Source organism: Vibrio sp. VPAP30 (assembly GCF_001188205.1).
In the GTDB taxonomy this organism is placed as follows: Bacteria; Pseudomonadota; Gammaproteobacteria; order Enterobacterales; family Vibrionaceae; genus Vibrio; species Vibrio bivalvicida.
Window position 1 is genome coordinate 285651 of sequence record NZ_LBLS01000038.1, and the last position, 24115, is coordinate 309765.

Sequence of the window (24115 nt, forward strand, 5' to 3'; positions counted from 1 at the left end):
TTAAAATGCGGAAAAATGTTCGCGTCGTCACATGTGAAGATGAGAGAATACAATTCGTTAATAAGTTATTAAACAATATAACTATCGAAGAGTTACATGAATTAATGAATGGTGAATACGCCCGCAACTCTCTTTTAGCTATGCGCAAAGATTGGAATCTGTTTAACGATTTTTGTGCAAATAGAGGTGTACAATCTCTGCCCGCAGCTTCTACCGCTGTACGTTTGTTCTTAGAAAAAGAGTCTAAGCAAAGGAAATATTCAACCACTAAACGTTACGGTGTGACCATTTATTTGATTCATAAGACTCTAGGAATGCCTGACCCTACTTCCAATGTTTCTGTTAGGAACTTGCTAGCTTCTCTTCGGATTGACAAGAAAGCAGATGCAAAATCAACCACCCCTTTTAGTAGACAGCATCTTACGGAGCTGACAAACCTACTCGGTTCTTCAAAACACCTCCGCGATATTAGAAACCTTGCGATATATCACCTGATGTTCGAATGTATGCTTAAACGCTCTGAATTGAGAGATTTAAGTATTGATAGTGTTTGTCTTGATAATTCTGTCTTTAAAGTTTGGATAGAAAATGAAGAGTACCCCCTTTCAGAGGACGCCTCCGAAATTTTGACTCGCTGGATAAATGTACGTGGTAGCCATAATGGTGCAATGTTCAATTCTATAGATAAGCACGGAAACTTAAGTAATGAAACGCTAGACGACTCATCAATATATCGGATTTTGCGTTCGGCCAGCGACAAACTAAAACTTGATGTTAAGTTTTCTGGGCAGTCGCTACGAGTTGGAGCCGCAAATGAGCTTGCTTCACAAGGCATGAAGGTAAAAGATATTCAGCGTTTCGGGCGATGGAAGAGTGCTGCTATGCCTTATCAATACGTTGGCAATCAATCGCAAGCAGCACTAGAGCGTATGGTTTACAAAAGCTTTAAACCTTGGGACTAGAGAGAACTCTTCACACAATCTGCCAAGAAACCCGCAAATGAATGTCCGTTATGCTCTAGCATTTTCGGGAACATTGAAATCGGAGTCATTCCCGGGAATGTATTGACTTCGTTAAGGTAAATCTTTCCATCCGGAGTTAAGAAGAAGTCAATGCGAGACAGGTGACGTAAACGCATTTGAGTGAATACTTTTTCGGAGCTCTGACGAATCAATTCAAGTTGCTCTTGGTTAAGGTTTGATGCCTCCACCTTAGTGACCGAATGGCTTGAAGTACTGTACTTTTCTTCGTAGCTATAGAAAGCATCTTCCGGTGCGATGATTTCACCTGGCTTTGATATGTGAAGTTCACCTTCGTACTCATACGCTGCGACTTCAAGCTCTCGCGGTTTCACTGCTTGCTCGACTAATACTTGATCTGAATAGCCGAATGCATCATCAAGCGCTTTTTGAAGTTGGGAGATTTCCGTTACCTTGTAACATCCCACAGATGAACCCTGCCTGGCTGCTTTGACGAACACAGAGCCCCACTCTTTAAACGCGGCTTCGCTCCGTTTGTATGCATCTTGATTGTTTTCTGAAAGGAAGATGTAAGGCGTGTTAGGAATACCTAGCGCATCATACCAAAGCTTGGATGTTATCTTATTGAAGCTATTGGTGCTCGCTTCTGGGCCGCAACCCAAATAAGGAATTCCTGAAAGCTCTAGCATTGATTGAATGTCACCAGTCTCACCTGGAAAACCGTGGATGCAAGGGACAACAAAGTCTAATTTTGTTGATCCAGAATCAGTGTTAATAGTGCCAGCGTTAGTATCTAAATAAGCAAGTTCACCTTCATTAGTAAACCAACCATCCGTTTTCATTTCGATACGAACAACGTTAAAACCTTTCGTTGATTCTAATTGAGACTGTAGGAAATCGGCGGAAACCAGTGAGACTTCGTGTTCAGAAGAACCACCGCCGCAAAGAAGAAGAATAGTCGTATTTGTCATTAAATATCTTTCCGTGAGACAACAGGAGAATCTCAGACCATGATAATAAAAACCAGTATGACTTACACGGTTTTACCAGACAAAAATCCGTTTTGTCATCTGAGCGAAGAAAATATAGACGATAAAAAAGGGGTGAATGCCCCTTTAACCTGTATTAGTTGAGTTTGTTCAGAGTTGGATATTGTGAGTTCTTAATATCATCGATGCTCTTCACAAATGGTTTTAGCGATTGGAACTCAGTAGGCAATTCAGAAATTGCCGCTTTTGCATCTGTACGTGTTGCATAATCGCCATAAAGAACCGTATACCACTTAGTACCATTGACAATTTTGTAGTTTTCCCAAATTGGCTGGTTGTCTTTTCGTGGTAGTTTGCGCGCAAAGTGATCGACTTTAGTTTGTGAGCCGACTGCGACAACCTGAATCGTGAAACCGTACCGTGGGTTCATAGCTTGCTGTTTGGCGGTTGGTGGAATAATCGCAACCGCTGGCTTTGCCTTAGCTTGCATCTTCACCGTTTTACTCTGTTGAGGCGATGCAGTATTTACAACTTTAGCAACGTTATCTTCAGAGATGCCTTCAGTCATTCCTTGCTGCGTCACAACAGGTTGTTCAACCTTTGCTGTTTTGTAATCCTCACGATAGCTTTCTGAGCTTACGTCCGTCACATAATCGCTCGAAACACATGCAGAAAGCACCACTGATAAGCCAACAATCGCTATTTTTTTCATGAATTATTCAAATGCCTTAACTAGTAATTACTGTAAATCATGCCGTTAGATAGACTTAGAATCAACCCAACATTTTAATTATATATCAATACTCTGTGACACATGGCACAAACTTCACCTGTACCTCAGTGATCTGATTAAAACAACATCAAAAATACCAAGTATTAACGTTCTTTGTTGGTTACGATTATACGTGTCGCCCCTTCAGGAGCCTAGCCATGAGCCACCTTACCCACCTATTGAAACCCCAATCTGTTGCAGTTATTGGAGCATCAATCAAACCGATGCGTGCTGGCAATATCGTTATGAAAAACTTACTCCATGGCGGTTTTGAAGGCGCGATCATGCCGGTCACACCAAAATACTCGTCTGTTTGTGGGGTTCTAGCCTACTCGTCAATAGAACAGCTACCCATAGTCCCCGATGTCGCCATTTTATGTACTCACGCAAAGTACAACCAAAAGCTGTTTCAACAACTGGCAGATAAAGGAGTGAAAGCAGTCATCGTCCTATCAGCGGATATGCATTTTGCAAATAAGGAAGGTGAAAGTATTCAAATGGCTTGCTTGTCCATCGCTCGTAATAACAGCATGAGAATTTTAGGCCCCAACAGTTTAGGGCTTGTATTACCGTGGGTGAATTTTAATGCGTCATTCTCACCTGTGACAGCAATCAAGGGTAAGATCGCTTTCATCTCACAATCTGCTGCCATGTGTACCACTATCTTGGATTGGGCAAACGACAAAAACATAGGCTTTTCTGCGTTTGTATCTCTAGGTAATGCTCTTGATATTGATTTTGCCGATCTTCTTGATCACTTGTGTACAGATTCTCACACCGAAGCAATCTTGCTCTACGTGGATACGATTAAAGATGCTAGGCGATTTATGTCTGCCGCGCGCGCTGCGTCTCGGAATCGCCGAATATTGGTGTTAAAAGGCGGTAAGACCTTAGCGGGCAGAATCGCAGCGCGAGCGCATACGGGGGGAGATGACACACTAGATATTATTTACGACTCAGCAATTCGCCGTACGGGCATGCTCCGGGTAAACAATTCGCACGAGCTATTCGCTGCGGTAGAGACACTTACCCACTCGGTTCCACTGCGCGGGGAAAAGCTTGCTATTATCACAAATGGTGGTGGCCCAGCGATCATGGCCGTTGATACGCTGTTGCAACGCGGTGGTAAGCTCGCTGACCTTTCTGAAGAAACCATTGAGAAGCTGAGTAACATCCTCCCTGCGAGTTGGAGCCACAACAATCCAATTGATATGGTTGGAGATGCCGATGATAAACGTTACATAGAAACGTTAAATACGGTCATGGACGCTGATTGCGCTGATGCAATTCTCATCATGCATAGCCCTTCAGCAGTAGCGCACTCAGAGCAAACGGCTAAAGCGATAGTTGAAGCGATAAAATCACATCCTAGACATAGGCGTTTTAACTTTCTAACTAACTGGTCAGGAGAACTAACGGCAAAACCAGCGCGGGATATTTTTACACAAGCAGGAATACCGACCTATCGAACTCCTGAGAGCGCAGTCGTCGCCTTTATGCACCTGGTAGAGTACAGGCGAAACCAGAAACAGTTAATGGAAACACCTACCACGGCTGAACCAGTACACATTGCAGAACTCAACGAAGCCAAAAAGTGGATAGATACTAAGTTACTGGGTAAAGATACAGTATCATTGGATACCCATCAAATTGGTACATTTTTGCGTCATTTTGACTTTCGTGTTTTGCCAACTTGGATTGCGTCTGACTCTAGTGAGGCGGTCCATGTTGCTGAACAAATTGGTTATCCGGTCGCTGTTAAATTGCGCTCGCCAGATATTGCGCATAAGTCAGATGTTCAAGGGGTGATGCTTAATTTACGTAATAGTAGTGAAGTTGCTAGTGCGTCTGAAGCGATTTTGGATCGCACGAATCTCTCTTACCCGTCCGCTAATATTCATGGCCTGTTGGTGCAAGGTATGGCGAAGCTGGCCGGAGGTGAGGAAATTCGGATCAAAGTAAAAACTGATGAAACCTTTGGCCCTGTGATTCTTATTGGTCAAGGTGGCTCTGAATGGGATGAATCTATCGATGCTGCTTCAGCTCTGCCCCCACTCAATATGGCGCTTGCTAGGTATCTAATCGTTCGTGCAATCAAAAGTGGAAAGATTCGTCCGCAGAAACTACCCGAACCAATGGACATTCACGGCTTGTCAGAGCTTTTGGTTCGTATCTCGCAAATGGTGGTTGATTGTCCGCAAGTTCATGAGCTGGATATACACCCAGTACTCGCAAATGGTTCTGAATTCACCATTTTAGATGCAGACCTAATTCTGAAGAAATATGAAGGGGACGCTCAACAACGTTTGGCTATCCGCCCCTATCCTGTTGAGTACGAACAAATCATCACCCTGAAGGATGGAGAAGAAGTACTGCTTAGGCCAATCCTACCGGAAGATGAACCTCATCATGCTGATTTTATTCATAATGTATCAAAAGAAGATCTATATAAGCGATTTTTTTCAGATGTGGGTGAATTCAATCATGAGGCATTAGCTAATCTGACACAAATCGATTACGACCGCGAAATGGCGTTTGTTGCTGTAAGTCAAACCCGTGTAGGTAGCCCTATTATTGGTGTGTCGCGCGCACTTATTAACCCAGATAATACCGATGCCGAGTTCGCAATTTTGATTCGTTCTGACTTAAAGGGCAATGGTCTGGGCAAAGTGTTGATGAACAAAATCATTGAATACTGTCAGCATAAAGGAACTAAACAGATGTCTGGTATGACAATGCCGACGAACCGTGGGATGCTGATGCTGGCTCAGAGCCTCGGCTTCACTTTAGATGTTCAGTTCGAAGAAGGTACAGCCGATATGATTCTCACTTTGAATTGAGTGGATTACTGGCTCTAAACATGTGCTGCTCGATCATAGAGCGGCATTTTATTTAACTCGTTCATCAAATTGGTTATTCGGTTTTATTTAGGTTGCGCGAATGAAAAAGTGCTTGTAATATGAATCGTAATTCGACGATTAACTATTGAGTATCCATAGAATGAATAAACAGTGCAGTAGTACAAACGCACAAGCTTTTGATTCCTCAGAGCGTGAACTTGAGCTAGAGATAAGGTTCGCTGCCCAAGCAAAAGCTTTGTCTCACCCTGCCCGCGTTCGAATCGTCAAGATTCTTTTGAACTTGGAAAAACTTGACGGCTGCCTGAACAGTGACTTGGTTTCTGAACTAGGGCTCGCACAGTCAACCGTATCAGAGCATTTGAGAGTTTTGAAACAAGCGGGATTTATCACCGCTGAATCAATACCACCTAAAGTGTGTTATCGCGTTAACAAGACAGAAATTGAAGAGTTTTCAAGTCAATTTAATTCTATATTTAGTTAAACTAATTACGGGAAGATCATTCATTGTCTTCCCAATTTTTAATTTTTATCAATCGCTATTCGACGATTGACGAATGGAGGTATTGCAATGAATCAACAATTAGCAACTGAAGGTAGAACTACTTCAGCAGCCACAAATATGAGCTTTTTGGATCGTTATCTTACCGTGTGGATCTTTGTTGCTATGGCCGTTGGTATCGCAATTGGCGTGACTTTTCCTCAAGTTGCTCAGTGGAATGAATCTATGTCAGTTGGTAGTACCAATATTCCACTCGCAATCGGATTGATCTTAATGATGTACCCCCCATTAGCCAAAGTTAACTATGGTTTACTAGGCAACGTCAGTAGAGACAAAAAAGCAATCAAGCTGTCTTTGATAATGAACTGGATTGTTGGTCCTGTCTTAATGTTTGTTTTGGCATTGGTATTTTTGGCAGACAAACCTGGATATATGGTTGGTATCATTCTTATCGGGCTTGCTAGATGTATTGCTATGGTACTTGTTTGGAATGATATCGGTGGTGGCAACAAAGAATATGGCGCAGCTTTGGTAGCTTTAAATAGCGCATTTCAGATTGTTACGTATAGCTTTATGGCATGGCTGTTTATTACTGTACTTCCACCTATATTTGGTTACCAAGGGTTTAATGTCGACATCTCTATGCTGGATATTGCTGAGAGCGTCTTGATTTACTTGGGTATTCCTTTCTTAGCAGGTTTTCTTAGCCGTAAGTGGTTAACTGCGCTAAAAGGCGAACAGTGGTACAACGAGCGGTTTCTTCCGCGTATTTCGCCAATAACTTTAGTGGCTTTACTCGCAACCATCATTTTAATGTTTAGCCTAAAAGGCGAAATGATATTTGAATTGCCAATGGATGTTGTTCGAGTCGCTATCCCTTTATGTATCTACTTTGTCCTAATGTTTTTTGTTAGCTTCTTTGTTGGTAAAAAAATGGGCATCGATTACGACAAGAACGCGTCAATTGCATTTACTGCAACAGGAAATAATTTTGAACTTGCTATAGCCGTTAGCATTGCGGTGTTTGGATTAAACTCTGACCAAGCTTTCGCTGGTGTTATTGGTCCTTTGATTGAAGTGCCAGTCTTGATAGCACTCGTAAATGTTGCGCTAAGAATGAAGAAGAAGTATTACGCTTAAACTAAAGAAACAAGGCTGGCATTAGCGTCAGCCTTGCTCAAGTTGAAAGTAACGCGAATGCTTCGTCAAATGGCATAGGCTTGTAGAAGTAGTAGCCTTGAACTGATTCAATACCTAAGCTTGAGACAAATTCCAACTCTTCGCTCGTTTCTATCCCCTCTACGACAATCTCAGCGCTTGACAGTTTGACTAAATCGGTGGTCAAACGCAGTATTTCACGACCATTTTTGTTTGTTATGTTTGATACTAGTGAGCGGTCAATCTTGACCTTATCGTATTGATAGCTGATAAGGTTTCCGATCGTCGAGTATCCAGTCCCGAAATCATCAAGGGCAATACTAATTCCAGCACTTTTTAACTGATTGAAGACCTCTCGAATTTGACTCTCATCTTGTATCAAGACATCCTCTGTTACTTCAAGTTCTATCTGGTGATAACCCAGACCACTGCGCTCAATCATATCCAAAACGGAACTCGCAAAGCCTTCAATTAAGAAAGTTTGGGGAGATACATTGATCGAGAGTTTAAATCCACATCTCACTCGTTGCGTCGATATCTGCGCTAAAGCGTGATTTATAACCCACATATCAAGCACTGGTATCAAGCCGAGCTTTGCAAAACTGGTTAGAAACGTTGGTGGCGTAATCTTTCCGCTATTTGCTCTATGCCTAAGCAATACCTCCATGGATACAATGCTCCGAGATGCAACATTTACAAGCGGTTGAGAAAACAAAATGAATTTGCCTGTTCGTTGCAATGTTTGAATATGGTGATGTGCGAGTGTTTCGTCATCACTTACTCGAGACAGAGTGTTAATAGCTCGGCTAAGTTTGAATGTCGACGTAAGATTGCAATGCGTGTGTTTGTTCATTAAGGAATTAAGCCAAATGGTTTAAGTTACAGTAGTGCTCAATAAAGCGATGTGTTGCCAATGACACAGGTATTCCTTAATGAAGTGGCTTTATTCGTTTGCTGTGTTCAAACTGATAGTCATAGACCACTAAGCTCATACGGGCAACTGAACGCACCATACTCGGATTATAGGGTAAGTTCTAATTAAACATTTGAATGTCACGATAATAATTGCTTATCGATAAGCTTGGTGACTAATGGGTTAAGCCACCATGATTTTCTAGCGGTCAGCTGGGTGATTAACACCATCATTGGTGACAACGTCACCTAAATCAAAAGGGTTTACTCCCTCTAAACAGCCGACATTGAACCCGTACTCATCCGGTGACGATCGTCTTTGGTGATGTGTGTATATTCCACAATTAGAACAGAAAAAGTGCTTTGCGGTATGAGTGTTAAACTGATAGAGCTTAAGCTGATCTTCACCCTCAAGTATACGAATGCCATCAAGTTTAACTGAGGCTACAATTGCCCCTTTCCTTCTACATATTGAACAGTCGCAACGCCGGGGCTTCTCAATTCCATTCGGTAAATTTAGCTCGAATTTAACGGTGCCACAGTGGCAACTTCCTTTGTGTATGTGTTGTATGATGGTGTTCCCTACCTTTTTAATCATAATTCCCTCTTTGTGGATTACTGTGCTTACTCGGTTTCTTTAGTAATAGGAAAACGCTCGCTGTATAGCTGCATAAAGTCGGCGCGAATCTCTTGCTCTAAGTGTGTTGCTTTATCGGTTGGACAAAACAGCATAAAGTGGACGACCTGTTCCCCAGTGCTTCCGCTAGTAATATGAATGTGAGGCTCAGCTCCGGGCAAATCTACCCCGGCATGCTTTTCAATAACCGCGTTATAGCGTGTTGCGACGTCATAAAAGTAGCCAGTATGACTTTCAATTCTTTCAAGCATTTCAGGTATGATTGGGTAGAGATTAACGAACTCAGGGACAACAACAGAGAAATCATGATATACGTAGCGCTTCATGAAGTTGAGATTTTTTACTGGGTAGGTAAAGAACATGCTATTAGGTAATGTGGCTGTCTTCCCCGTGTAGTGGTATTGCCCGTGGTGCAAATCGATTTCTTGGATGACGGTTGCCATCATGTTGTGTTCGATAACTTCGCCACATATCTTCCCTACTTCTATCCAATCACCAATACGAAAAGAGCGAGAACTCGCACGCTGAATAGATCCGGTGAAACAGAGGATAATCTCTTTAGACGCCACGACAATCGCAACGGCGATGGCTGTAACAGAGAGCGCAAACTCATTTATTTCTGATTGCCACAGAACAAAGAGCACAAGCACAGTCATGATAAATGTGCCATTTTTGGTCCGAGACATCCAATTTCGCTGCTCTTCAGAAACGAAGTCGACGTCACCACGAATCATAGAAAGGATGATTCGACGAATTAAAGAAATCAAAACAATGATCAGTGCTGTAAAAACGAGTTTGTGAGTTAGAAGAAAATCGACTACGGCTTGTACTTTCTCCACGCCCTGCTCCTATTTGCTAAAAAGGGGCAAACGCCCCTTAACTTGTTGATTCAAAAACTAGTCGTCTAACTTCCCACACGCGGCAGAATATTTCTACTGTATTGGTCGCAAGATGAGTTGAATATCGTGTTTCCTCTCAGCTATCTATATCTAGCCGATGTAATAAATTCGCCAAAGGTTTCACACCAGACAATAACGGTATTGTAATCATTAATCGGAAAACCCTGCGGTAAGGTTACGGTAAATCTATCAAAGCTCTTGACTTCACCTACACGAACCATTAGTTCTTTTTGTGCGTTAAAGTCGGCTTCTGTTTCAATGAATGATGGAGAAAAGTAGAGTTTGTAATCAGGACCAGGTGCGAGCTTTCCAATAAACGCTACTTTTTCGGCACTAATGGAGACAGATCCTTCTCCCCAATGGAGAAAGTCACTGTCTTTACGATCCTTTTGAAATGAAGCGTTATAAATAGCGTTATTGGTAACGGTTTGTACCTCATTCATGCTTGGTGATGTCGGTTGAATAAGGATGGGCAACGCATAAATTCCAAGAGCGAAGCCCAATCCTATACACGAAGAGTGCGTGACGAGTAAGAGGAGTTTTTTCATCCAGATATCCACTATAAAAATCAATTCTAATAAATGTATATGATTTTCTTTGAAATATCAGGTGTAGGTAGTACGTTTATTTGTATTTGAGCGCCGTTTTCTCTGCAAGAGTCACGATGACCTTCACTGCCTGCTCCATTCCTTCGATTGAAATAAACTCATGAATTCCGTGGAAGTTGTAGCCACCGGTAAAGATGTTTGGGCAAGGTAACCCCATAAAAGAGAGTCTTGCGCCATCTGTACCACCACGAATAGGTTTGATTTTCGGCTCAACATCACAAGCAATCATTGCCTGTTTTGCTAGTTCGATTACATGAGGATAAGGTTCAACTTGTTCTTTCATATTGAAATAACTATCTGACATTTTGAGTTCAACACGGCCGTGTTTGAGTTTTTCATTTAACTCTGCGACTTTATCGATCATAAACTGTTTGCGTTTTTCTTGTCCTTCACGATCAAAGTCTCGAATGATATAGCCGAGTTCGCTTCTTGCCACCGACATTTCCGCTGACTTCAAGTGATAAAACCCTTCATAGCCTTCTGTCGCCTCAGGTGTCTCTTCGGCAGGCATCATTACTTGGAACTGAGCTGCAATGTTCATAGAATTGACCATTTTGTTTTTCGCAGTTCCAGGATGTACGTTCACACCATGGAAAACGACGTCTGCGCTGGTGGCATTAAAGTTTTCAAACTCCAACTCACCGACTGGGCCACCATCAATGGTATAGGCCCACTCCGCACCAAATTTTTCAACATTGAATAGATCAGCACCTCTACCTATCTCTTCGTCTGGAGTAAAGCCAATACAGATGTCTCCGTGTGGAATATTGGGGTGATCGATTAACTCTGCAACAGCAGAAAGAATCTCTGCAATTCCCGCTTTGTTATCTGCACCAAGAAGCGTGGTTCCATCAGTGGTGATAAGGTTATGACCGTGTAACATATGAAGGTCAGGATATTGTATCGGAGAAAGGACTTCATCCCCTTTACCAAGTGCAATATCACCACCTTTGTAGTCATCAATTATTTGTGGTTTTACATTTTCACCGGATGCGTCAGGTGCAGTATCCATATGAGCAATAAAGCCAATAGCTGGCACCGGATAATCGACATTGCTTGGCAGCCTAGCCATAAGGTAACCATTGTGGTCTAAAGAAACATCCGACAAACCAAGTTCAATCAACTCTTGCTTAAGAAAATGTGCAAAAGTAATCTGCCCTTCACTACTTGGGCTTGCAGGGTTTACAGGATTTGATTGAGTATCAAAGACTACATAGCGCAAAAAACGTTGAACTAATTCATTCATAACGAAATCTCTTATTATTTTGATTGTGAAAGTGCGAACTCAAATCATCCTACGCTTTCTATTTTCGGAGATTTTGCTGTAAATCAGGTTTTAAGCGATCACTGCAATGCATCGCATAAAATTAAGTTTTTTAGATTTTGGATATAAAAAAACCGAATAGTTTCCTATTCGGTTTAATCAAAGAAAGTGTACTTTTTACAGTAGGATAAAGATACCCGCTAAACAAGCACTCATTAGATTAGCAAGTGTTCCAGCAAGCACTGCTTTAATGCCTAAGTTAGCTACCTCAGAACGGCGCTCTGGGGCAATAACACCGATTGAGCCAAGTTGAATTGCGATTGAACCAATGTTGGCAAATCCACACAGAGCAAAAGTAACTATAACTTGAGAGTGTTCTGATAGCATGGCTTTATGCTCAACAAAGTCAATGAATGCAACAAATTCGTTCATTACAATTTTCTGACCAATGTAAGAGCCTGCCATAAGCATTTCGTTCGAAGGTACACCAATTAACCAAGCTAATGGAGAGAACAGGTAGCCAAATAGAGCTTGCAGTGTCACACCCCCAAAACCAGCCACTTCACCTAGGCTTTCTAGTCCAGTATTTAACATTGCGATCACGCTGACAAAGGCAATCAACATAGTACCCACTGCAACAGCGACTTTCATGCCGTTCATTGCACCGCTTGCGAGGGCATCAATAACATTGCTTTCTTGCGCTTTGTCCATTGCAATGTCTGATTGATCGATTGGCGTTTCACGCTCTGGAACAATGATTTTTGCCATCATTAAACTACCAGGTGCCGCCATAAAGCTTGCCGCAATCAGATATTTAAGTTCAACACCTAAACCTGCGTAACCACCTAACACACTACCAGCGACCGACGCCATACCGCCCGCCATAACAGCGAACAGTTCCGAACGAGTCATTTTAGAAAGGAAAGGACGAACAAGAAGTGGGGACTCGCCTTGAGAAAGGAAAATATTACCAGTGGCGACAAGTGATTCAGCTTTGCTTGTACCTAAGAATTTTTGGATACCACCACCAATAAACTCGATGACTTTTTGCATGATCCCAAGATAGTAAAGTGCAGAGATAAGAGCACTGAAGAAAATGATGATAGGAAGAACGCGAACCGCAAAGATAAAACCAGTGTTCGCTAGATCACCAAATAAGAAGCCAATACCTTCGTCGGCAAAACCTAGTAAGCTAGAAACACCACTACTTAGGCTAGTTAACGCGGATTGTCCCCAAGGTAAGTAAAGCACTAAAGCGGCAAAGCCCACTTGAAGCAACAGCGCACGCGACACTGTTTTCCAGTTAATTGAACTACGACTTTCCGAAAGTAGAACCGCACACAAAAGTAGTGCGATTACACCGATTAAGCCAAACAAAACATTCATTAAAGATTACCTCTACAAGCATTGAATAGGTAGCTGGTCCGGTCCGTGGGGTCATTCACCATTCCCTGTGACGGCTTGTATTGGTAGAGCTGCAACTCTCAACCGGGCGCAAAGTATAGCGCCATATATGAGATATTCATCACATATTTTTACGCAAACGTTCAACTGCTCAATCAATAGACAGAATGTTGGATGAATAATGAGTTTCACACCAAATAGTTTCAGTTGGCCACTTTATTGAATAGGCATCTTGTTGCTATGAATCATTGAACCAAGATCACATATTTAGTTAATATATATTACAAATACAATAATTAGGTTTGCACTTAAGGGGAAAAGACCTAGTTTTAAATGAGAATTCTTAACGTACTTTTTGGTAGCGACATAGATTCTCTAACAACGTCAATGGCTAAAATTGCAAACACAACGAAGTTTGGCCCCGCTGTAGCGCGGGGCTTTTTTGTTTCCGAAGCCAAGTAGAAAATTCTAAAGAAATGGTTAGAATACTCGCCATTCATAAATTGTCAGAGTTACCGGATGCAACGCGATTACACTTATCACTGCTTATCTCAAATGCTACGAGAAGAGTTAGAAGAACTAAGCTTGAGAATGGTTCACCGTTTAGTACCAGAAGAGTCAATGACAGAGCTTTTTACTTTTGATTTAGATGAGACAGAAGACGAAGATAAGCTTCAAGAAGCACAGTTTGATGCGATGTTGCGTATGAATGCCATTGCGCTTAGTGAACTCCCTGCTTTATTTGAAGAGTCAGAAAGTAAACAACAAAATATCATACGTATGCAGCGCCTATTATTGTGGCATTTCTACTCTGTTTCTTTCCATCTTGAACGTGCGATACCTCTTGAGACACATTGCAACCACGTAGAAATTATAGTCAAGCAGGCACCAAAGAATGCTCTTGAATGGGTCACTACACTGACCGATCTGCTACGCCAATACTCGCAGATAGCACAAGGTTCCTAAACAAATCGTCAACCGTTTACCGTTGGCGTTGTAAAATTATCACTTGAATACGTTAAAACATTGACCATTTAAATGTGTTTTAGACATACTCAAACTTTAAACCTCAGAATGTATTAATGAATTGCGCTACCTAATTCTAATCTCTACCTTCTTATCTACTGCAACGTACGCGGACGGCAAAGTAGATTACTCCGATTGCCATAGTCAGCCAGATAGTGCTCAAATCCTCGATTCCGCTTTTAACTATGTAAATACCAAGCTTTGCGAGCCTGCGATTTGGTTTGATAGTTTTTTCGTTGATGAGCGTGTAGACCAAGACGCTCGTGCTGGCAGTACTGTTCGTTGGAGAAATGATTTCTCTTATGTGGAGGGTGAAGGCTACAAGTTTAAGACTCGATTCAAAGCGCGCTTTCATTTACCTAAGGTAACCAAACGACTTAAGGTGGTTTTCGAGTCGGATGAAGAAGATGATTTATTCGACTTGTTTCCGCAAACTAGCGAAGATGCCGAAAATACTCTTGGTCTTAGATACGATTGGCTAAGTAAAGAACGCTATAGTTTCAACGTTAAGGTCAATGCAAGACCCGGTATCGAAGGACGTTTTCGCTATACATACTCTATCAATGATGAATGGTTGCTGCGCGTTACTCAGAAGTTGTATCAGAAGAAAAGCGTAACGGGTGAATCTACCGATATTGACTTAGATTATTCAATCAACCGCGACTTTTTGCTTCGCTGGAGCAATTACGCTCAGTGGGAAAGCGATATCAAAGGCTGGGAAGTGGGTACAGGGCTTACACTCTATCAGCATGTTTCTGACCATCAGGCACTTAGTTATCAATTAAGTACCACGGGAACTAACCGACCTTTTCATTACGTTACGAACACTCACGCCTCCGTGACTTATCGACAGAATGTATGGCGAACTTGGCTGTTTTACGAGTTGATCCCTGAGTACAACTGGAACCGTGAAGAAGATACACAAAGAGAAGGTGAAGCAAAAATGACGTTTAGATTAGAAATCCTGTTCAATAATATTTAGCGCCAGAATAATTGCTGGCGCTATAAGCTTTTGCTATTCGTTTTCTAGTACTACACGTGCGTTTTGTGCTTGAATAGGTCGATTGTTTTTCCCCATCGCTTGTTTAAATAGTTGAGTTTGCTCCTGACTAAGTGTCTGTGCTTGTTTCAAAACGAACCAGCGCACGCCTTCTGAGCATGGCGGCGTTGTTAGCGAGCCGTTAAAGCGATAGTAATACTCGGTATCCGGGATCATATCCGCTACATCAATAAAATGACTCAACGAAACAGTTTGACCTGACTTTGGTAACGTCTCTAATAGAGTGGTAATTTCACTATTGCTAGTCGGAGACGTGTTATACATAACAGCCAGTACTGCTAGGTTGCCATTGCTATCCGCGTTTACGAAATGAGCTTCGAGCGGGAAACTTTGACTCTTGATTAGGTTTTCTGATGGTGTATGAAAGTGAAACTGAACGAGGTTAAACTCCTTACCATCAACAGTGAAAGTATTATCTCCTTCAACCACTCCTTGTAGCGTATGTCCGTTGTTGGTCAGCGCAGTGACCTTTCCAGAATAATCAAGATTTAACTCTGCGATGCTTGCCTTAACTTCATCTTTAACGTCTATTGGGCTTTGATTCTTTCCTGATTGGCACTCTGCACCAAATTCTCCCCAGTACTGTGGTCCGGTATCTCCCTCATAGCTCCATTGTGCAGAATGAGCAGTACCGACTAACGCTGTTGCTAAGCCAATTGATAATAGTGTTTTGTTCATTTTTATTCCTATAGTTCAATAGGGTCTACAGACCCTAACGTTCACAACCATAATACGTTGGTGAGAAATGCAATGAACAGATAGAAAACTATGATTACCTACAATAGTTGGAAGCAGGTGCAAAGGAATTGAAATCTATATGATTATCAACAGATTGTTGTGAGAGTTGACGCTGTTTTTAGCTTTGCTTGGCCAAAACATATCGAGTGCTTCGTCCGGCACCTGATTTTACTAAACATCCCTGCTCTACCAATGCAGTCAAGTGTCGAGTCGCTGTTGGTTTACTGACTTTCGCCACTTTGTGATATTGAGAGGTATTAATACCATCAACAAAATCACCATCAAGCATTCGATTTAGAACTTTTGCTTGCTCTGACGTCAATTGAGTCTGATCTACATCTCGCCAGAAATTGGTTTTCAACACCGTTTGTTGAATCTCTTTTAAGACTTCATCAAACGTTTCATTTAGGACGTCAAGAAACCATACTACCCAGTCGGTAATATCGACATCACCCTTCTGTGTTTTTTCTAATATTTCATAGTAGCTTTTGCGATTTGCAAGTATACCTACTGACATCGCATAAAAACGAACTGATTGCTGATCCGCTTGAGCTAAAGCCAAATCCGTTAGCAAACGAGTGATTCGCCCGTTGCCATCATCGAGTGGATGCAGAGTAACAAACCACAGGTGTGTGATGGCAGCTCGAAGCAATGGATCCAATTTCATGTCTTGCTTTGAATGATTAAACCATGCGACGAACTGGTCAAGATCGTTATCAAGCCTCTCTCTCCCCGGCGCTTCAAAGTGAACAATTGGCCTATCGATTCGCCCGGACACTACCTGCATAGGCGCTGTCCCTCTAAGCTGACCGCCAACAACTGGATTGAACAGCGTGTAGCCTTCAGGGAAAAGCCTATCGTGCCAATGTAGGATTCTTTCTAAGGTAAGAGGTGCATCAAGATTATCGACGGCATCAAGCATAATCTCGGCAAGCCCATCTGTTTGTTCCGTCGTTGGGAAAGGACGCTCTTCTGTCAAACCGAGTTTATTCGCCAGCGAAGAACGAACTGAAAATGCATTCAGTTTTTCACCCTCTATAGCACTAGAATGGACTATGTTCGCTAACAAGGTATCGAGCATACTTTGGTTCTGATCTTGAGGCCGGCTAGTCATCCTGCCCAGTAAGACACCTTGGTTTAATCGTGTCTTCCTAAGCAACGGATCTACGACCGCTTCATCCCAGAAAAAGTGAGGCCAATTCGTTTGCTCCCATATCCACATAACAATACCTTGATTTGAAAAATTACCTTATTCTGCTCATATTATGATGTGATTAAGGCATTTAATCAAATCATGTTGTGATGTGATTAAGGGGATTATTCGAATCACCCGTTAACTAGAAACAGTTAAATCTACAATACATTTTGGCTGGATATAAAAAAGACGCCTCGATTTAACTCGAGGCGTCATTCAATTCTGGGGCTTTCTAAGTGCAAATCAGGGCTATTTTTACTATTCACCTATCCAGATAACCAGTAAGTAGTTAGATAGTAACAAGCCTCAATTAACCTAGTATTGCCCTACTCCCAATCTAGGATAACCTTTCCTGACTTACCGCTACGCATAGCGTCAAAGCCTTGTTGAAAATCATCAATCTTGTAGTGATGTGTGATTATTGGCGTTAGATCTAGGCCTGACTGGATCAATGAAGCCATCTTGTACCACGTCTCAAACATTTCACGACCATAGATGCCTTTGATCACCAAACCTTTAAAGATTACTTGGTTCCAATCGATGCCCATATCTGATGGTGGAATACCTAGTAGTGCAATACGGCCACCGTGATTCATTGTTTTAAGCATCGAGTTAAACGCAGAAGGTACGCCAGACATTTCAAGGCCGACATCAAAGCCTTCTGTCATGCCAAGCTCTTCCATAACGTTTTCAAGCTTTTGCTCAGCAACGTTTACAGCGCGAGTCACCCCCATTTTACGAGCTAGATCTAAGCGGTATTCGTTGACATCGGTAATTACAACGTGACGAGCACCAACGTGTTTAGCGACTGCCGCGGCCATGATACCGATAGGACCTGCGCCTGTTATTAGTACGTCTTCACCAACAAGATCAAAAGACAGTGCCGTATGAACAGCGTTACCAAACGGGTCGAAGATAGAGGCTAAATCGTCAGAGATACCTTCTGGGATCTTAAACGCGTTAAATGCAGGAATAACAAGATATTCAGCGAAAGCACCCTCTCGGTTAACACCGACACCGACGGTGTTACGACATAAGTGTGTACGACCACCGCGACAGTTACGACAGTGACCACAGGTAATATGACCTTCACCCGATACGCGGTCGCCAATTTCAAAACCACGGACTTCTTGGCCAATACCTACCACTTCACCCACGTATTCATGGCCGACAACCATAGGCACAGGAATCGTATTTTGCGACCACTCATCCCAGTTATAGATGTGTACGTCAGTACCACAAATCGCAGTTTTCTTAATACGGATAAGAAGATCATTGTGACCAAGCTCTGGCTTGTCCACTTCTGTCATCCAGATGCCTTCTTCAGGCTTAAGTTTTGATAGTGCTTTGATTTTCATTACTTAATGATCTCCATGTCACGACCTACTTCGATAAATGCATCGATAGCGCGATCAAGCTGCTCACGTGAGTGTGCTGCTGACATTTGTGTACGGATACGAGCTTGACCTTTTGGTACGACTGGGAACGAGAACCCAATAACGTAAATACCTTTTTCAAGAGCACGCTCTGCAAACTCGGCCGCTACTTTAGCGTCGCCAAGCATGATAGGAATGATTGCGTGGTCTGCACCACCCATAGTGAAGCCTGCTGCTTCCATACGCGTACGGAAATGTGCTGCGTTTTCCCATAGTTGGTCACGAAGGTCACCGCTTTGTTCTAGAAGATCTAGCACACGGATAGATGCATTAACAATTGCAGGTGCAACAGAGTTCGAGAACAAATACGGACGCGAGCGCTGGCGTAGCCATTCGATGACCTCCGCTTTACCAGATGTGTAACCACCTGACGCCCCACCCATAGCTTTACCTAGCGTACCCGTAATAATGTCGATGCGATCCACAACGTCATGGTATTCGTGTGTACCAGCACCTGTCTTACCCATGAAACCAACAGCGTGAGAATCATCAACCATAGTCAATGCGCCGTACTTTTCAGCTAGGTCACAGATAGCGGGTAGGTTCGCTACCACACCATCCATAGAGAACACACCATCAGTGACGATAAGGATATGACGAGCACCGGCTTCTTTCGCAGCGATAAGTTGTTGCTCTAGCTCTTCCATATTGTTGTTTGAGTAGCGGAAACGCATCGCCTTACACAAACGAACACCATCAATGATTGAAGCGTGATTTAACGCGTCAGAGATGATTGCATCTTCTTTGCCTAGAATGGTTTCAAATAGGCCAGCGTTCGCATCGAAACAAGAGGTGTAAAGAATCGTATCTTCTTTACCTAGGAACTTTGACAGTTTTTGTTCTAGTTCTTTATGGATGTCTTGAGTACCACAGATAAAGCGAACAGAAGCCATACCGAAACCATGTACGTCCATACCCTGCTTACCCGCTTCAATTAGCTCTGGGTGGTTCGCTAAACCAAGGTAATTGTTTGCACAGAAGTTAAGTACTTCTTCACCAGTAGAGATCTTAACAGCCGCTTGCTGCTGAGACGTAATCACACGCTCTGACTTGTAAAGACCTTCAGCCTTTACTTCTTCAATTTGGTTTTGAATCTGTTCGTAGAATGCAGAAGACATTTCAAATTCCTTCCTAGTTATTATGCGCATTGCTTATTGTAGAGTTCTAGCCGATTGCTAGAGCCAAAATCTGATGTAGTAAGTGTAATTCAAGCACGTGTTTTTCATTATCCCGTTAGTTGGAAAAACATTATTGAATCTAAGGCACAAATAATGCCTTTTAATGATGACCGTCACATTTATAGGGTATAAAATGGCTATAAATAGTTATTTGAAGCCATTGAAATGAAGAATACGAAGTTGATTGCGCTACTTCCCGATCTAGCGAGTTTTATTCTGATCGTTGATGAAGGCAGTTTTACTGCTGCGGCTAAAATTCTCGATGTGACCCCTTCTGCACTTAGCAAATTGGTAACGCGACTAGAGGCATCCCTTTCGGTAAAACTGTTTGAGCGTACTACGCGTAAGCTGATTATCACCCACTCCGGTCAACAGGTATATGACCAGGCTTTAGTGATGGTTGATGCAGCAAAGCGAGCAGTAGAACTCTCAACGACAGACCATCAAGATATGTCTGGAGCGCTAACAGTTGCAGCGCCAGAAGCATTTTTAAACTCCGTATTACAGCCCCATGTGGTGCCTTTTTTGCAAAAGTACCCTGAAATACAGCTAAAATTGCGCGTCGCAGATGGTGAAATCGATCTAATCCGAGATGGGATTGATGTCGCGTTTAAACTGACGGATAAGCCTGACGAGAACTTGGTTCTTAAAGAGGTCAGTCAAACCAACTTAGTCCTTTGTGCTAGCCCGGACTATATTGCCAAACGAGGGATGCCTAAACACCCAACAGAGCTGACTGCACACGATTGCCTCTACCTCGCAGAAACAGACAGCGATCATATATGGGATTTCTTTAAAGAAGACGAGTATCACTCTGTGGGAGTCTCAGGTCGTTACGCGGTCAACCATTCACAGATGCGATTGACGGGCGTTAAAAATGCGCTAGGTATTGGCATTTTTCATGACTTTGTTGTCTCACAGGCGATTGAAAACAACGAAGTGATTCCTGTACTCGCTGATTGGACGATAAAAAGTAACTATCATGGCGCAATCGCCATGCAATACCCGCAAAACAAATACATGCCAGCCCGATTGCGTGGATTTATTGATTACATGACGCAGCAGTTGAGCGCAAGATAAGAACAAGCCCCGATTTTGGGGCTTGTTGTTTATGACAAATAGGCTTTCAATTTTGGACTTCTTTTAACGAGTAACGTATCTAGGATTAACACGCTAATGATGGTCACGCCAGCCAAAGGGAAAAGAACGCTCACCAATATTATGGTTGCGGCGCCAACCTTCCAAATACCGTCTTGTTCGAAACGGGCTGGCACACCCAACTTATTCTGATTAGACGGGCGACGTACCCACCACATCAAAGCCCCGGTAACTGAAATAACGATAAACGCTAAACAGAAGAAAACATTCAGCAACTTATTTACGATGCTTAAATCACCTTGGTGAAGTGAAACCCCAGCGGCCATCAGTTTAGCGACAACATTGTAGTCATCCCAAGTAACATCAACGAGCACTTCTCCAGTGTACTGGTCAAAGTGAGTGGTCCTATCTTTTCTTGGGTCAGTAACATCTCCCGCCATTGAGTTAGCAGATACAGTATAAACGCCAGTCTCAGATTGGGGTAAGTAGACTTTAAATTGGCTGAAGCCGAGTGATGTCGTTTTACTTATGATGTCATCGATTCCTACGCTCTGCGATGTATCGAAAGGTTGAGCAGAAAGATGCTCGTGATGACCCCCATGATGCCCTTGCGATTCAGGCACTGCAGCCAGTTCTAAGTTCCAAGGCATTTCTTCCTCGCTACCGTGGTTTAAGTCTGCGTGAATTAAAGAAGATTCCGGTTTATCACCCCATGTGTAATAGGTAGGAAATGTATTCCAACCTTGAACCATTTTCGCGCCCCATACCCCTGCCCATGCAAGACCGGAAAGTAAAAATAGCAGTAAAACGATTGAAAGTGTTCCCCCTAAGTTGGCGTGGAGATCTCGCATTAGAACACGCGACCCGCTGCGCATACGTACTTTGAGAAAACCAGCCTTAGTTGCGTTATCTTTTGGTAACCAAAGATAAATGCCGCTGACCAACAGCAGAATGCCTAAACTCGCAGACACTTCAATCAAGTAATCTCCCGATTTACCAATCAGCAATGTTCCATGGATATCGTTAGCAAGTTGATACCAACTGTCACTGCGATCGATTTCGCCTAGGACTTCACCGGAGTATGGATTGACCGTCACTAAAACAGACTTACCATCTTCATGTCTGACATTAAATCTATTTGCTTTTGTACTTGATTCAGCTGCAACAAATTGGGTGACTTGCGAGTCAGGATACTTTTCCTTGACTGAACGCAGTTGAATGGAAGGTGGTAGAGTTTGCGCCTGCGGAGCAACTGTGATGATTTCACTGTATCTTGCTTGTTCAATTTCGTCATCAAATAGCATCACAAGCCCAGTAAGGCTTAACATGAGCATAAATGGGATAACGAAAAGACCTGCATAGAAGTGCCAACGCCATGTGAGAAAATAACATGCTTTTGCTTTAACCTTGTTTGAGTCGTCACTTTGAGATGAACGTAGTGAGCCCTTAGGTTGAGTCTGAGATTGACTACCCAACATTACAATTTCCTTTTTGAGCGCACAGCAAAAATCCCGAAACATAGTCGAGTCATTAGTGCTGAGCTTTACTTTACTAAGTGGCTTATCTAGCCTTTGTTATTTGATTTATATGAAGTGGTATAAAGGAAATACTGGTGGCGCTCTGGGGATAGCGAGCTGAAATCGTTCACTTAGAGCCAAATAAGCGTACGACTCAAATGTCGCTATCGATGTTCTTCTAGAGTGAGTGGGTGTTGGAAGTGTATCCTGATGAAAAGTTGAGAAGTGACTAAATGGACAAGGCTTACTGTGCTGAGTTTCAACCTTTCCCTCTTCGACTTGAACTAACTCAAAGCCATTGATAGTACAAAGTGTCGCCCACACGCCAGCACTGGCACCATGAGCATTGATTACAGGCATCAAAGTCACAAGTACCCAACTTAGGGCACTTGCGATGAGCATAGTTCGCTTGAAGCTTGATGTCCGTATCATAGTCACTCTCAATTAATTGAGGGTAAATATATAACCTTTTTATAACAACCTCAGTAAATTACATTAAAAAACCTAACAAAGATCATGGTATTAAGTTTATACAAGCGATTATTGCGGATGTATTAACCGAACAATTTGCTCCAAATGCTTGGGTTGCGTTTATCGTGGTATTCAACGCGTAGATTATCGACATTTTTCAGCTCGGCCTTGGCTCCTTTGATGTCACCAGACTCTAACTTTTCTTCAACAGAGTCGAGTGCAACGGAAAGCTTACTGAATCCTTCAAAATAGATATCAAACTTTTCTGGTGGGTAATCACCACGTTTTGATCGTTCTACAAGTTCAGATAGGTTGCTTACAGCAGACTTCATGTCACTCACTTCTGTCGCTTCAGCAGCATTTTTAAACTCAACTTTCATTTGCTTCATGGTAGCTTTCAGATCAAAATCACTTGCGAATGTTTGAGCAGACATGACTAGGGCTAGAACAGGGATTAACTTTCTCATTGTCTATATTCTTTTTTTGGAAGAGGAATGGAGAGTGTACTGAAATTGTTCAGTACACTAGAAGTGAAATATGTTTCAACTTATAAATATTGGTATTCAGTTATTGGGGTATGCTCTCTTAGTGCTAAGAAGGATAAAAACTGCTTCACACTATGAGTAATCACTTTGTCCGGCCTGACGCCAACTTTGACTAATAGCTCAGAAACCTTGGTTAAGTTTCCAACCTCTTGGCAAAAGTGTGCGTCACTGCCAGTGGTAAAGAAAACACCGATCTCTTTACCCAATCTTGCAATTTCTTCACAACGCTCAACACTCCCTACTCGACTATTCCCTTTTAATGTTGTGTTGTTGAGTTCTATAGCAACGTTGTGTTCTTTAGCGCATACCAATACTTGCTCATAATCGAAATCAAAGTTTGGGTTACCAAGGTGCCCAAGTGCATCAACATTACCACCTTTAATCACATTGATTAGCGCAAGTGTGTGAGAGTCGGTATCACTTGGTCGAAACACAGGTTCGTGGAAACTAGCAATAACCCAATCCAAGCTTTTGTACGAGGTCGGATGGACATCAATATCTCCAGCTGTATTAAGAATATTAGCTTCAACACCTCGGACTACTGCAACACCTTCAATGAACCTAGGAAGTACACGCTGGTTTGAAAAAAACCAGTAATGAGGTGCACCAGGCATTGACTCCGCATGGTCTGTGGTGCAAAACATTTCTAGGCCACTGGCTTTTGCCAAACGAGCGTTTTCGATCAAAGTACTGTACGCATGACCGCTTGCGTAGGTATGGGTATGAGTGTCAACAACTAAATTCATAATTCAACGTGGATTGAGTGCGATGGCCTTATGTTATCAGCCAATCAAGTTTGTTGCTCGAAATTCCACTATACATAAGTAGTACTCTCCTATCTGAGACTTAAAGCAGCAACAGATCAGGA

23 protein-coding genes are annotated in these 24115 nt (G+C 42.5%); 7 read left to right on the forward strand and 16 right to left on the reverse strand.

Annotation, left to right across the window (positions count from 1 at the left end; genetic code table 11):
• Window positions 1-5 precede the first annotated feature (5 nt).
• The gene (locus tag ZX61_RS19050) at window positions 6-962 is read left to right on the forward strand and encodes a tyrosine-type recombinase/integrase (protein WP_049846174.1); all 957 of its coding nucleotides are present in this window, start codon (window positions 6-8) and stop codon (window positions 960-962) included.
• On the opposite strand, the gene ZX61_RS19055 is transcribed toward ZX61_RS19050, so the two are convergent.
• Both ZX61_RS19055 and ZX61_RS19060 read right to left on the reverse strand, forming a co-directional pair.
• Window positions 959-1951 (reverse strand): D-alanine--D-alanine ligase, encoded by a 993-nt coding sequence (locus ZX61_RS19055; protein WP_049846175.1) that lies wholly within the window; start codon window positions 1949-1951, stop codon window positions 959-961. The two genes, ZX61_RS19050 and ZX61_RS19055, sit on opposite strands and share 4 nt — an antisense overlap.
• A gap of 154 nt (window positions 1952-2105) precedes the next feature.
• Window positions 2106-2681: an SPOR domain-containing protein gene (locus tag ZX61_RS19060; RefSeq protein WP_049846176.1), complete on the reverse strand. Its 576-nt coding sequence runs from the start codon at window positions 2679-2681 to the stop codon at window positions 2106-2108.
• 218 nt (window positions 2682-2899) lie between these two features.
• On the opposite strand from ZX61_RS19060, the gene ZX61_RS19065 reads away from it, so the two are divergent.
• The 3 genes from ZX61_RS19065 (at window position 2900) to arsB (ending at window position 7241) form a co-directional block, all read left to right on the forward strand.
• On the forward strand, window positions 2900-5581 hold the full coding sequence (locus tag ZX61_RS19065) for a bifunctional acetate--CoA ligase family protein/GNAT family N-acetyltransferase (protein ID WP_049846177.1): 2682 nt from the start codon (window positions 2900-2902) through the stop codon (window positions 5579-5581).
• Window positions 5582-5741: 160 nt separating this feature from the next.
• On the forward strand, window positions 5742-6083 hold the full coding sequence (locus tag ZX61_RS19070) for an ArsR/SmtB family transcription factor (RefSeq protein WP_049846178.1): 342 nt from the start codon (window positions 5742-5744) through the stop codon (window positions 6081-6083).
• A gap of 87 nt (window positions 6084-6170) precedes the next feature.
• Window positions 6171-7241, forward strand: coding sequence for an ACR3 family arsenite efflux transporter (gene arsB, locus ZX61_RS19075; RefSeq protein ID WP_049846179.1), 1071 nt, complete (start codon window positions 6171-6173; stop codon window positions 7239-7241).
• A gap of 37 nt (window positions 7242-7278) precedes the next feature.
• Here the strand turns inward: arsB and ZX61_RS19080 are convergent, their stop codons facing one another.
• The 6 genes from ZX61_RS19080 to ZX61_RS19105 form a co-directional block, all read right to left on the reverse strand.
• Window positions 7279-8112: an EAL domain-containing protein gene (locus tag ZX61_RS19080; RefSeq protein WP_074181685.1), complete on the reverse strand. Its 834-nt coding sequence runs from the start codon at window positions 8110-8112 to the stop codon at window positions 7279-7281.
• 261 nt (window positions 8113-8373) lie between these two features.
• A complete protein-coding gene (locus ZX61_RS19085) occupies window positions 8374-8766 on the reverse strand; it encodes a GFA family protein (protein WP_200904262.1) in 393 nt (130 codons plus the stop codon).
• A gap of 29 nt (window positions 8767-8795) precedes the next feature.
• Window positions 8796-9647, reverse strand: a complete 852-nt coding sequence (locus ZX61_RS19090) for a mechanosensitive ion channel family protein (protein ID WP_049846182.1) — start codon at window positions 9645-9647, stop codon at window positions 8796-8798.
• 140 nt (window positions 9648-9787) lie between these two features.
• Window positions 9788-10255, reverse strand: a complete 468-nt coding sequence (locus tag ZX61_RS19095; RefSeq protein ID WP_049846183.1) for a DM13 domain-containing protein — start codon at window positions 10253-10255, stop codon at window positions 9788-9790.
• Window positions 10256-10331: 76 nt separating this feature from the next.
• Entirely contained in the window at window positions 10332-11561 is a 1230-nt protein-coding gene (gene pepT / locus ZX61_RS19100; protein ID WP_049846184.1) for a peptidase T, read from the reverse strand.
• Window positions 11562-11756: 195 nt separating this feature from the next.
• Window positions 11757-12965 (reverse strand): NupC/NupG family nucleoside CNT transporter, encoded by a 1209-nt coding sequence (locus tag ZX61_RS19105; RefSeq protein ID WP_049846185.1) that lies wholly within the window; start codon window positions 12963-12965, stop codon window positions 11757-11759.
• A 537-nt stretch (window positions 12966-13502) separates the two neighbouring features.
• Here ZX61_RS19105 and ZX61_RS19110 point away from each other — a divergent pair.
• Entirely contained in the window at window positions 13503-13949 is a 447-nt protein-coding gene (locus ZX61_RS19110) for a hypothetical protein (protein WP_049846186.1), read from the forward strand.
• Window positions 13950-14070: 121 nt separating this feature from the next.
• Complete coding sequence (locus ZX61_RS19115; RefSeq protein ID WP_049846187.1) at window positions 14071-14991, forward strand: hypothetical protein; 921 nt, start codon at window positions 14071-14073, stop codon at window positions 14989-14991.
• A 33-nt stretch (window positions 14992-15024) separates the two neighbouring features.
• Here ZX61_RS19115 and ZX61_RS19120 read toward each other — a convergent pair whose 3' ends face one another.
• The 4 genes from ZX61_RS19120 to ZX61_RS19135 all read right to left on the reverse strand — a co-directional run bounded on the left by ZX61_RS19120 (window position 15025) and on the right by ZX61_RS19135 (window position 19556).
• The gene (locus ZX61_RS19120; protein WP_049846188.1) at window positions 15025-15747 is read right to left on the reverse strand and encodes a carbonic anhydrase; all 723 of its coding nucleotides are present in this window, start codon (window positions 15745-15747) and stop codon (window positions 15025-15027) included.
• 178 nt (window positions 15748-15925) lie between these two features.
• Window positions 15926-17029, reverse strand: a complete 1104-nt coding sequence (locus ZX61_RS19125; protein ID WP_049846189.1) for a Fic family protein — start codon at window positions 17027-17029, stop codon at window positions 15926-15928.
• A gap of 299 nt (window positions 17030-17328) precedes the next feature.
• Complete coding sequence (tdh, locus tag ZX61_RS19130) at window positions 17329-18360, reverse strand: L-threonine 3-dehydrogenase (protein WP_049846190.1); 1032 nt, start codon at window positions 18358-18360, stop codon at window positions 17329-17331.
• The gene (locus tag ZX61_RS19135; RefSeq protein WP_049846191.1) at window positions 18360-19556 is read right to left on the reverse strand and encodes a glycine C-acetyltransferase; all 1197 of its coding nucleotides are present in this window, start codon (window positions 19554-19556) and stop codon (window positions 18360-18362) included. Before ZX61_RS19135 ends, tdh begins: the two co-directional genes overlap by 1 nt.
• 225 nt (window positions 19557-19781) lie before the next feature.
• Here ZX61_RS19135 and ZX61_RS19140 point away from each other — a divergent pair, with 225 nt between their 5' ends.
• Window positions 19782-20696, forward strand: coding sequence for a LysR family transcriptional regulator (locus ZX61_RS19140; RefSeq protein ID WP_049846192.1), 915 nt, complete (start codon window positions 19782-19784; stop codon window positions 20694-20696).
• Window positions 20697-20725: 29 nt separating this feature from the next.
• On the opposite strand, the gene ZX61_RS19145 is transcribed toward ZX61_RS19140, so the two are convergent.
• The 4 genes from ZX61_RS19145 to ZX61_RS19160 form a co-directional block, all read right to left on the reverse strand.
• A complete protein-coding gene (locus ZX61_RS19145) occupies window positions 20726-22192 on the reverse strand; it encodes a PepSY-associated TM helix domain-containing protein (RefSeq protein ID WP_049846193.1) in 1467 nt (488 codons plus the stop codon).
• A gap of 105 nt (window positions 22193-22297) precedes the next feature.
• Window positions 22298-22663 (reverse strand): hypothetical protein, encoded by a 366-nt coding sequence (locus ZX61_RS19150; protein ID WP_049846194.1) that lies wholly within the window; start codon window positions 22661-22663, stop codon window positions 22298-22300.
• Between the two features lie 122 nt (window positions 22664-22785).
• A complete protein-coding gene (locus ZX61_RS19155) occupies window positions 22786-23169 on the reverse strand; it encodes a cytochrome b562 (RefSeq protein ID WP_049846195.1) in 384 nt (127 codons plus the stop codon).
• A gap of 80 nt (window positions 23170-23249) precedes the next feature.
• The gene (locus ZX61_RS19160; RefSeq protein ID WP_049846196.1) at window positions 23250-23993 is read right to left on the reverse strand and encodes a phosphatase; all 744 of its coding nucleotides are present in this window, start codon (window positions 23991-23993) and stop codon (window positions 23250-23252) included.
• Window positions 23994-24115: the final 122 nt, after the last annotated feature.

Coding starts and splice junctions, on each gene's coding strand:
- ZX61_RS19155 (WP_049846195.1), bottom strand. CDS start 23,169: ATGAGAAAGTTAATCCCTGTTCTAGCCCTAGTCATGTCTGCTCAAACA.
- ZX61_RS19050 (WP_049846174.1), top strand. CDS start 6: ATGCGGAAAAATGTTCGCGTCGTCACATGTGAAGATGAGAGAATACAA.
- ZX61_RS19125 (WP_049846189.1), bottom strand. CDS start 17,029: ATGTGGATATGGGAGCAAACGAATTGGCCTCACTTTTTCTGGGATGAA.
- ZX61_RS19145 (WP_049846193.1), bottom strand. CDS start 22,192: ATGTTGGGTAGTCAATCTCAGACTCAACCTAAGGGCTCACTACGTTCA.
- pepT (WP_049846184.1), bottom strand. CDS start 11,561: ATGAATGAATTAGTTCAACGTTTTTTGCGCTATGTAGTCTTTGATACT.
- ZX61_RS19105 (WP_049846185.1), bottom strand. CDS start 12,965: ATGAATGTTTTGTTTGGCTTAATCGGTGTAATCGCACTACTTTTGTGT.
- ZX61_RS19080 (WP_074181685.1), bottom strand. CDS start 8,112: ATGAACAAACACACGCATTGCAATCTTACGTCGACATTCAAACTTAGC.
- ZX61_RS19110 (WP_049846186.1), top strand. CDS start 13,503: ATGCAACGCGATTACACTTATCACTGCTTATCTCAAATGCTACGAGAA.
- ZX61_RS19065 (WP_049846177.1), top strand. CDS start 2,900: ATGAGCCACCTTACCCACCTATTGAAACCCCAATCTGTTGCAGTTATT.
- ZX61_RS19070 (WP_049846178.1), top strand. CDS start 5,742: ATGAATAAACAGTGCAGTAGTACAAACGCACAAGCTTTTGATTCCTCA.
- ZX61_RS19135 (WP_049846191.1), bottom strand. CDS start 19,556: ATGTCTTCTGCATTCTACGAACAGATTCAAAACCAAATTGAAGAAGTA.
- ZX61_RS19140 (WP_049846192.1), top strand. CDS start 19,782: ATGAAGAATACGAAGTTGATTGCGCTACTTCCCGATCTAGCGAGTTTT.
- ZX61_RS19095 (WP_049846183.1), bottom strand. CDS start 10,255: ATGAAAAAACTCCTCTTACTCGTCACGCACTCTTCGTGTATAGGATTG.
- ZX61_RS19160 (WP_049846196.1), bottom strand. CDS start 23,993: ATGAATTTAGTTGTTGACACTCATACCCATACCTACGCAAGCGGTCAT.
- arsB (WP_049846179.1), top strand. CDS start 6,171: ATGAATCAACAATTAGCAACTGAAGGTAGAACTACTTCAGCAGCCACA.
- ZX61_RS19120 (WP_049846188.1), bottom strand. CDS start 15,747: ATGAACAAAACACTATTATCAATTGGCTTAGCAACAGCGTTAGTCGGT.
- tdh (WP_049846190.1), bottom strand. CDS start 18,360: ATGAAAATCAAAGCACTATCAAAACTTAAGCCTGAAGAAGGCATCTGG.
- ZX61_RS19055 (WP_049846175.1), bottom strand. CDS start 1,951: ATGACAAATACGACTATTCTTCTTCTTTGCGGCGGTGGTTCTTCTGAA.
- ZX61_RS19150 (WP_049846194.1), bottom strand. CDS start 22,663: ATGATACGGACATCAAGCTTCAAGCGAACTATGCTCATCGCAAGTGCC.
- ZX61_RS19060 (WP_049846176.1), bottom strand. CDS start 2,681: ATGAAAAAAATAGCGATTGTTGGCTTATCAGTGGTGCTTTCTGCATGT.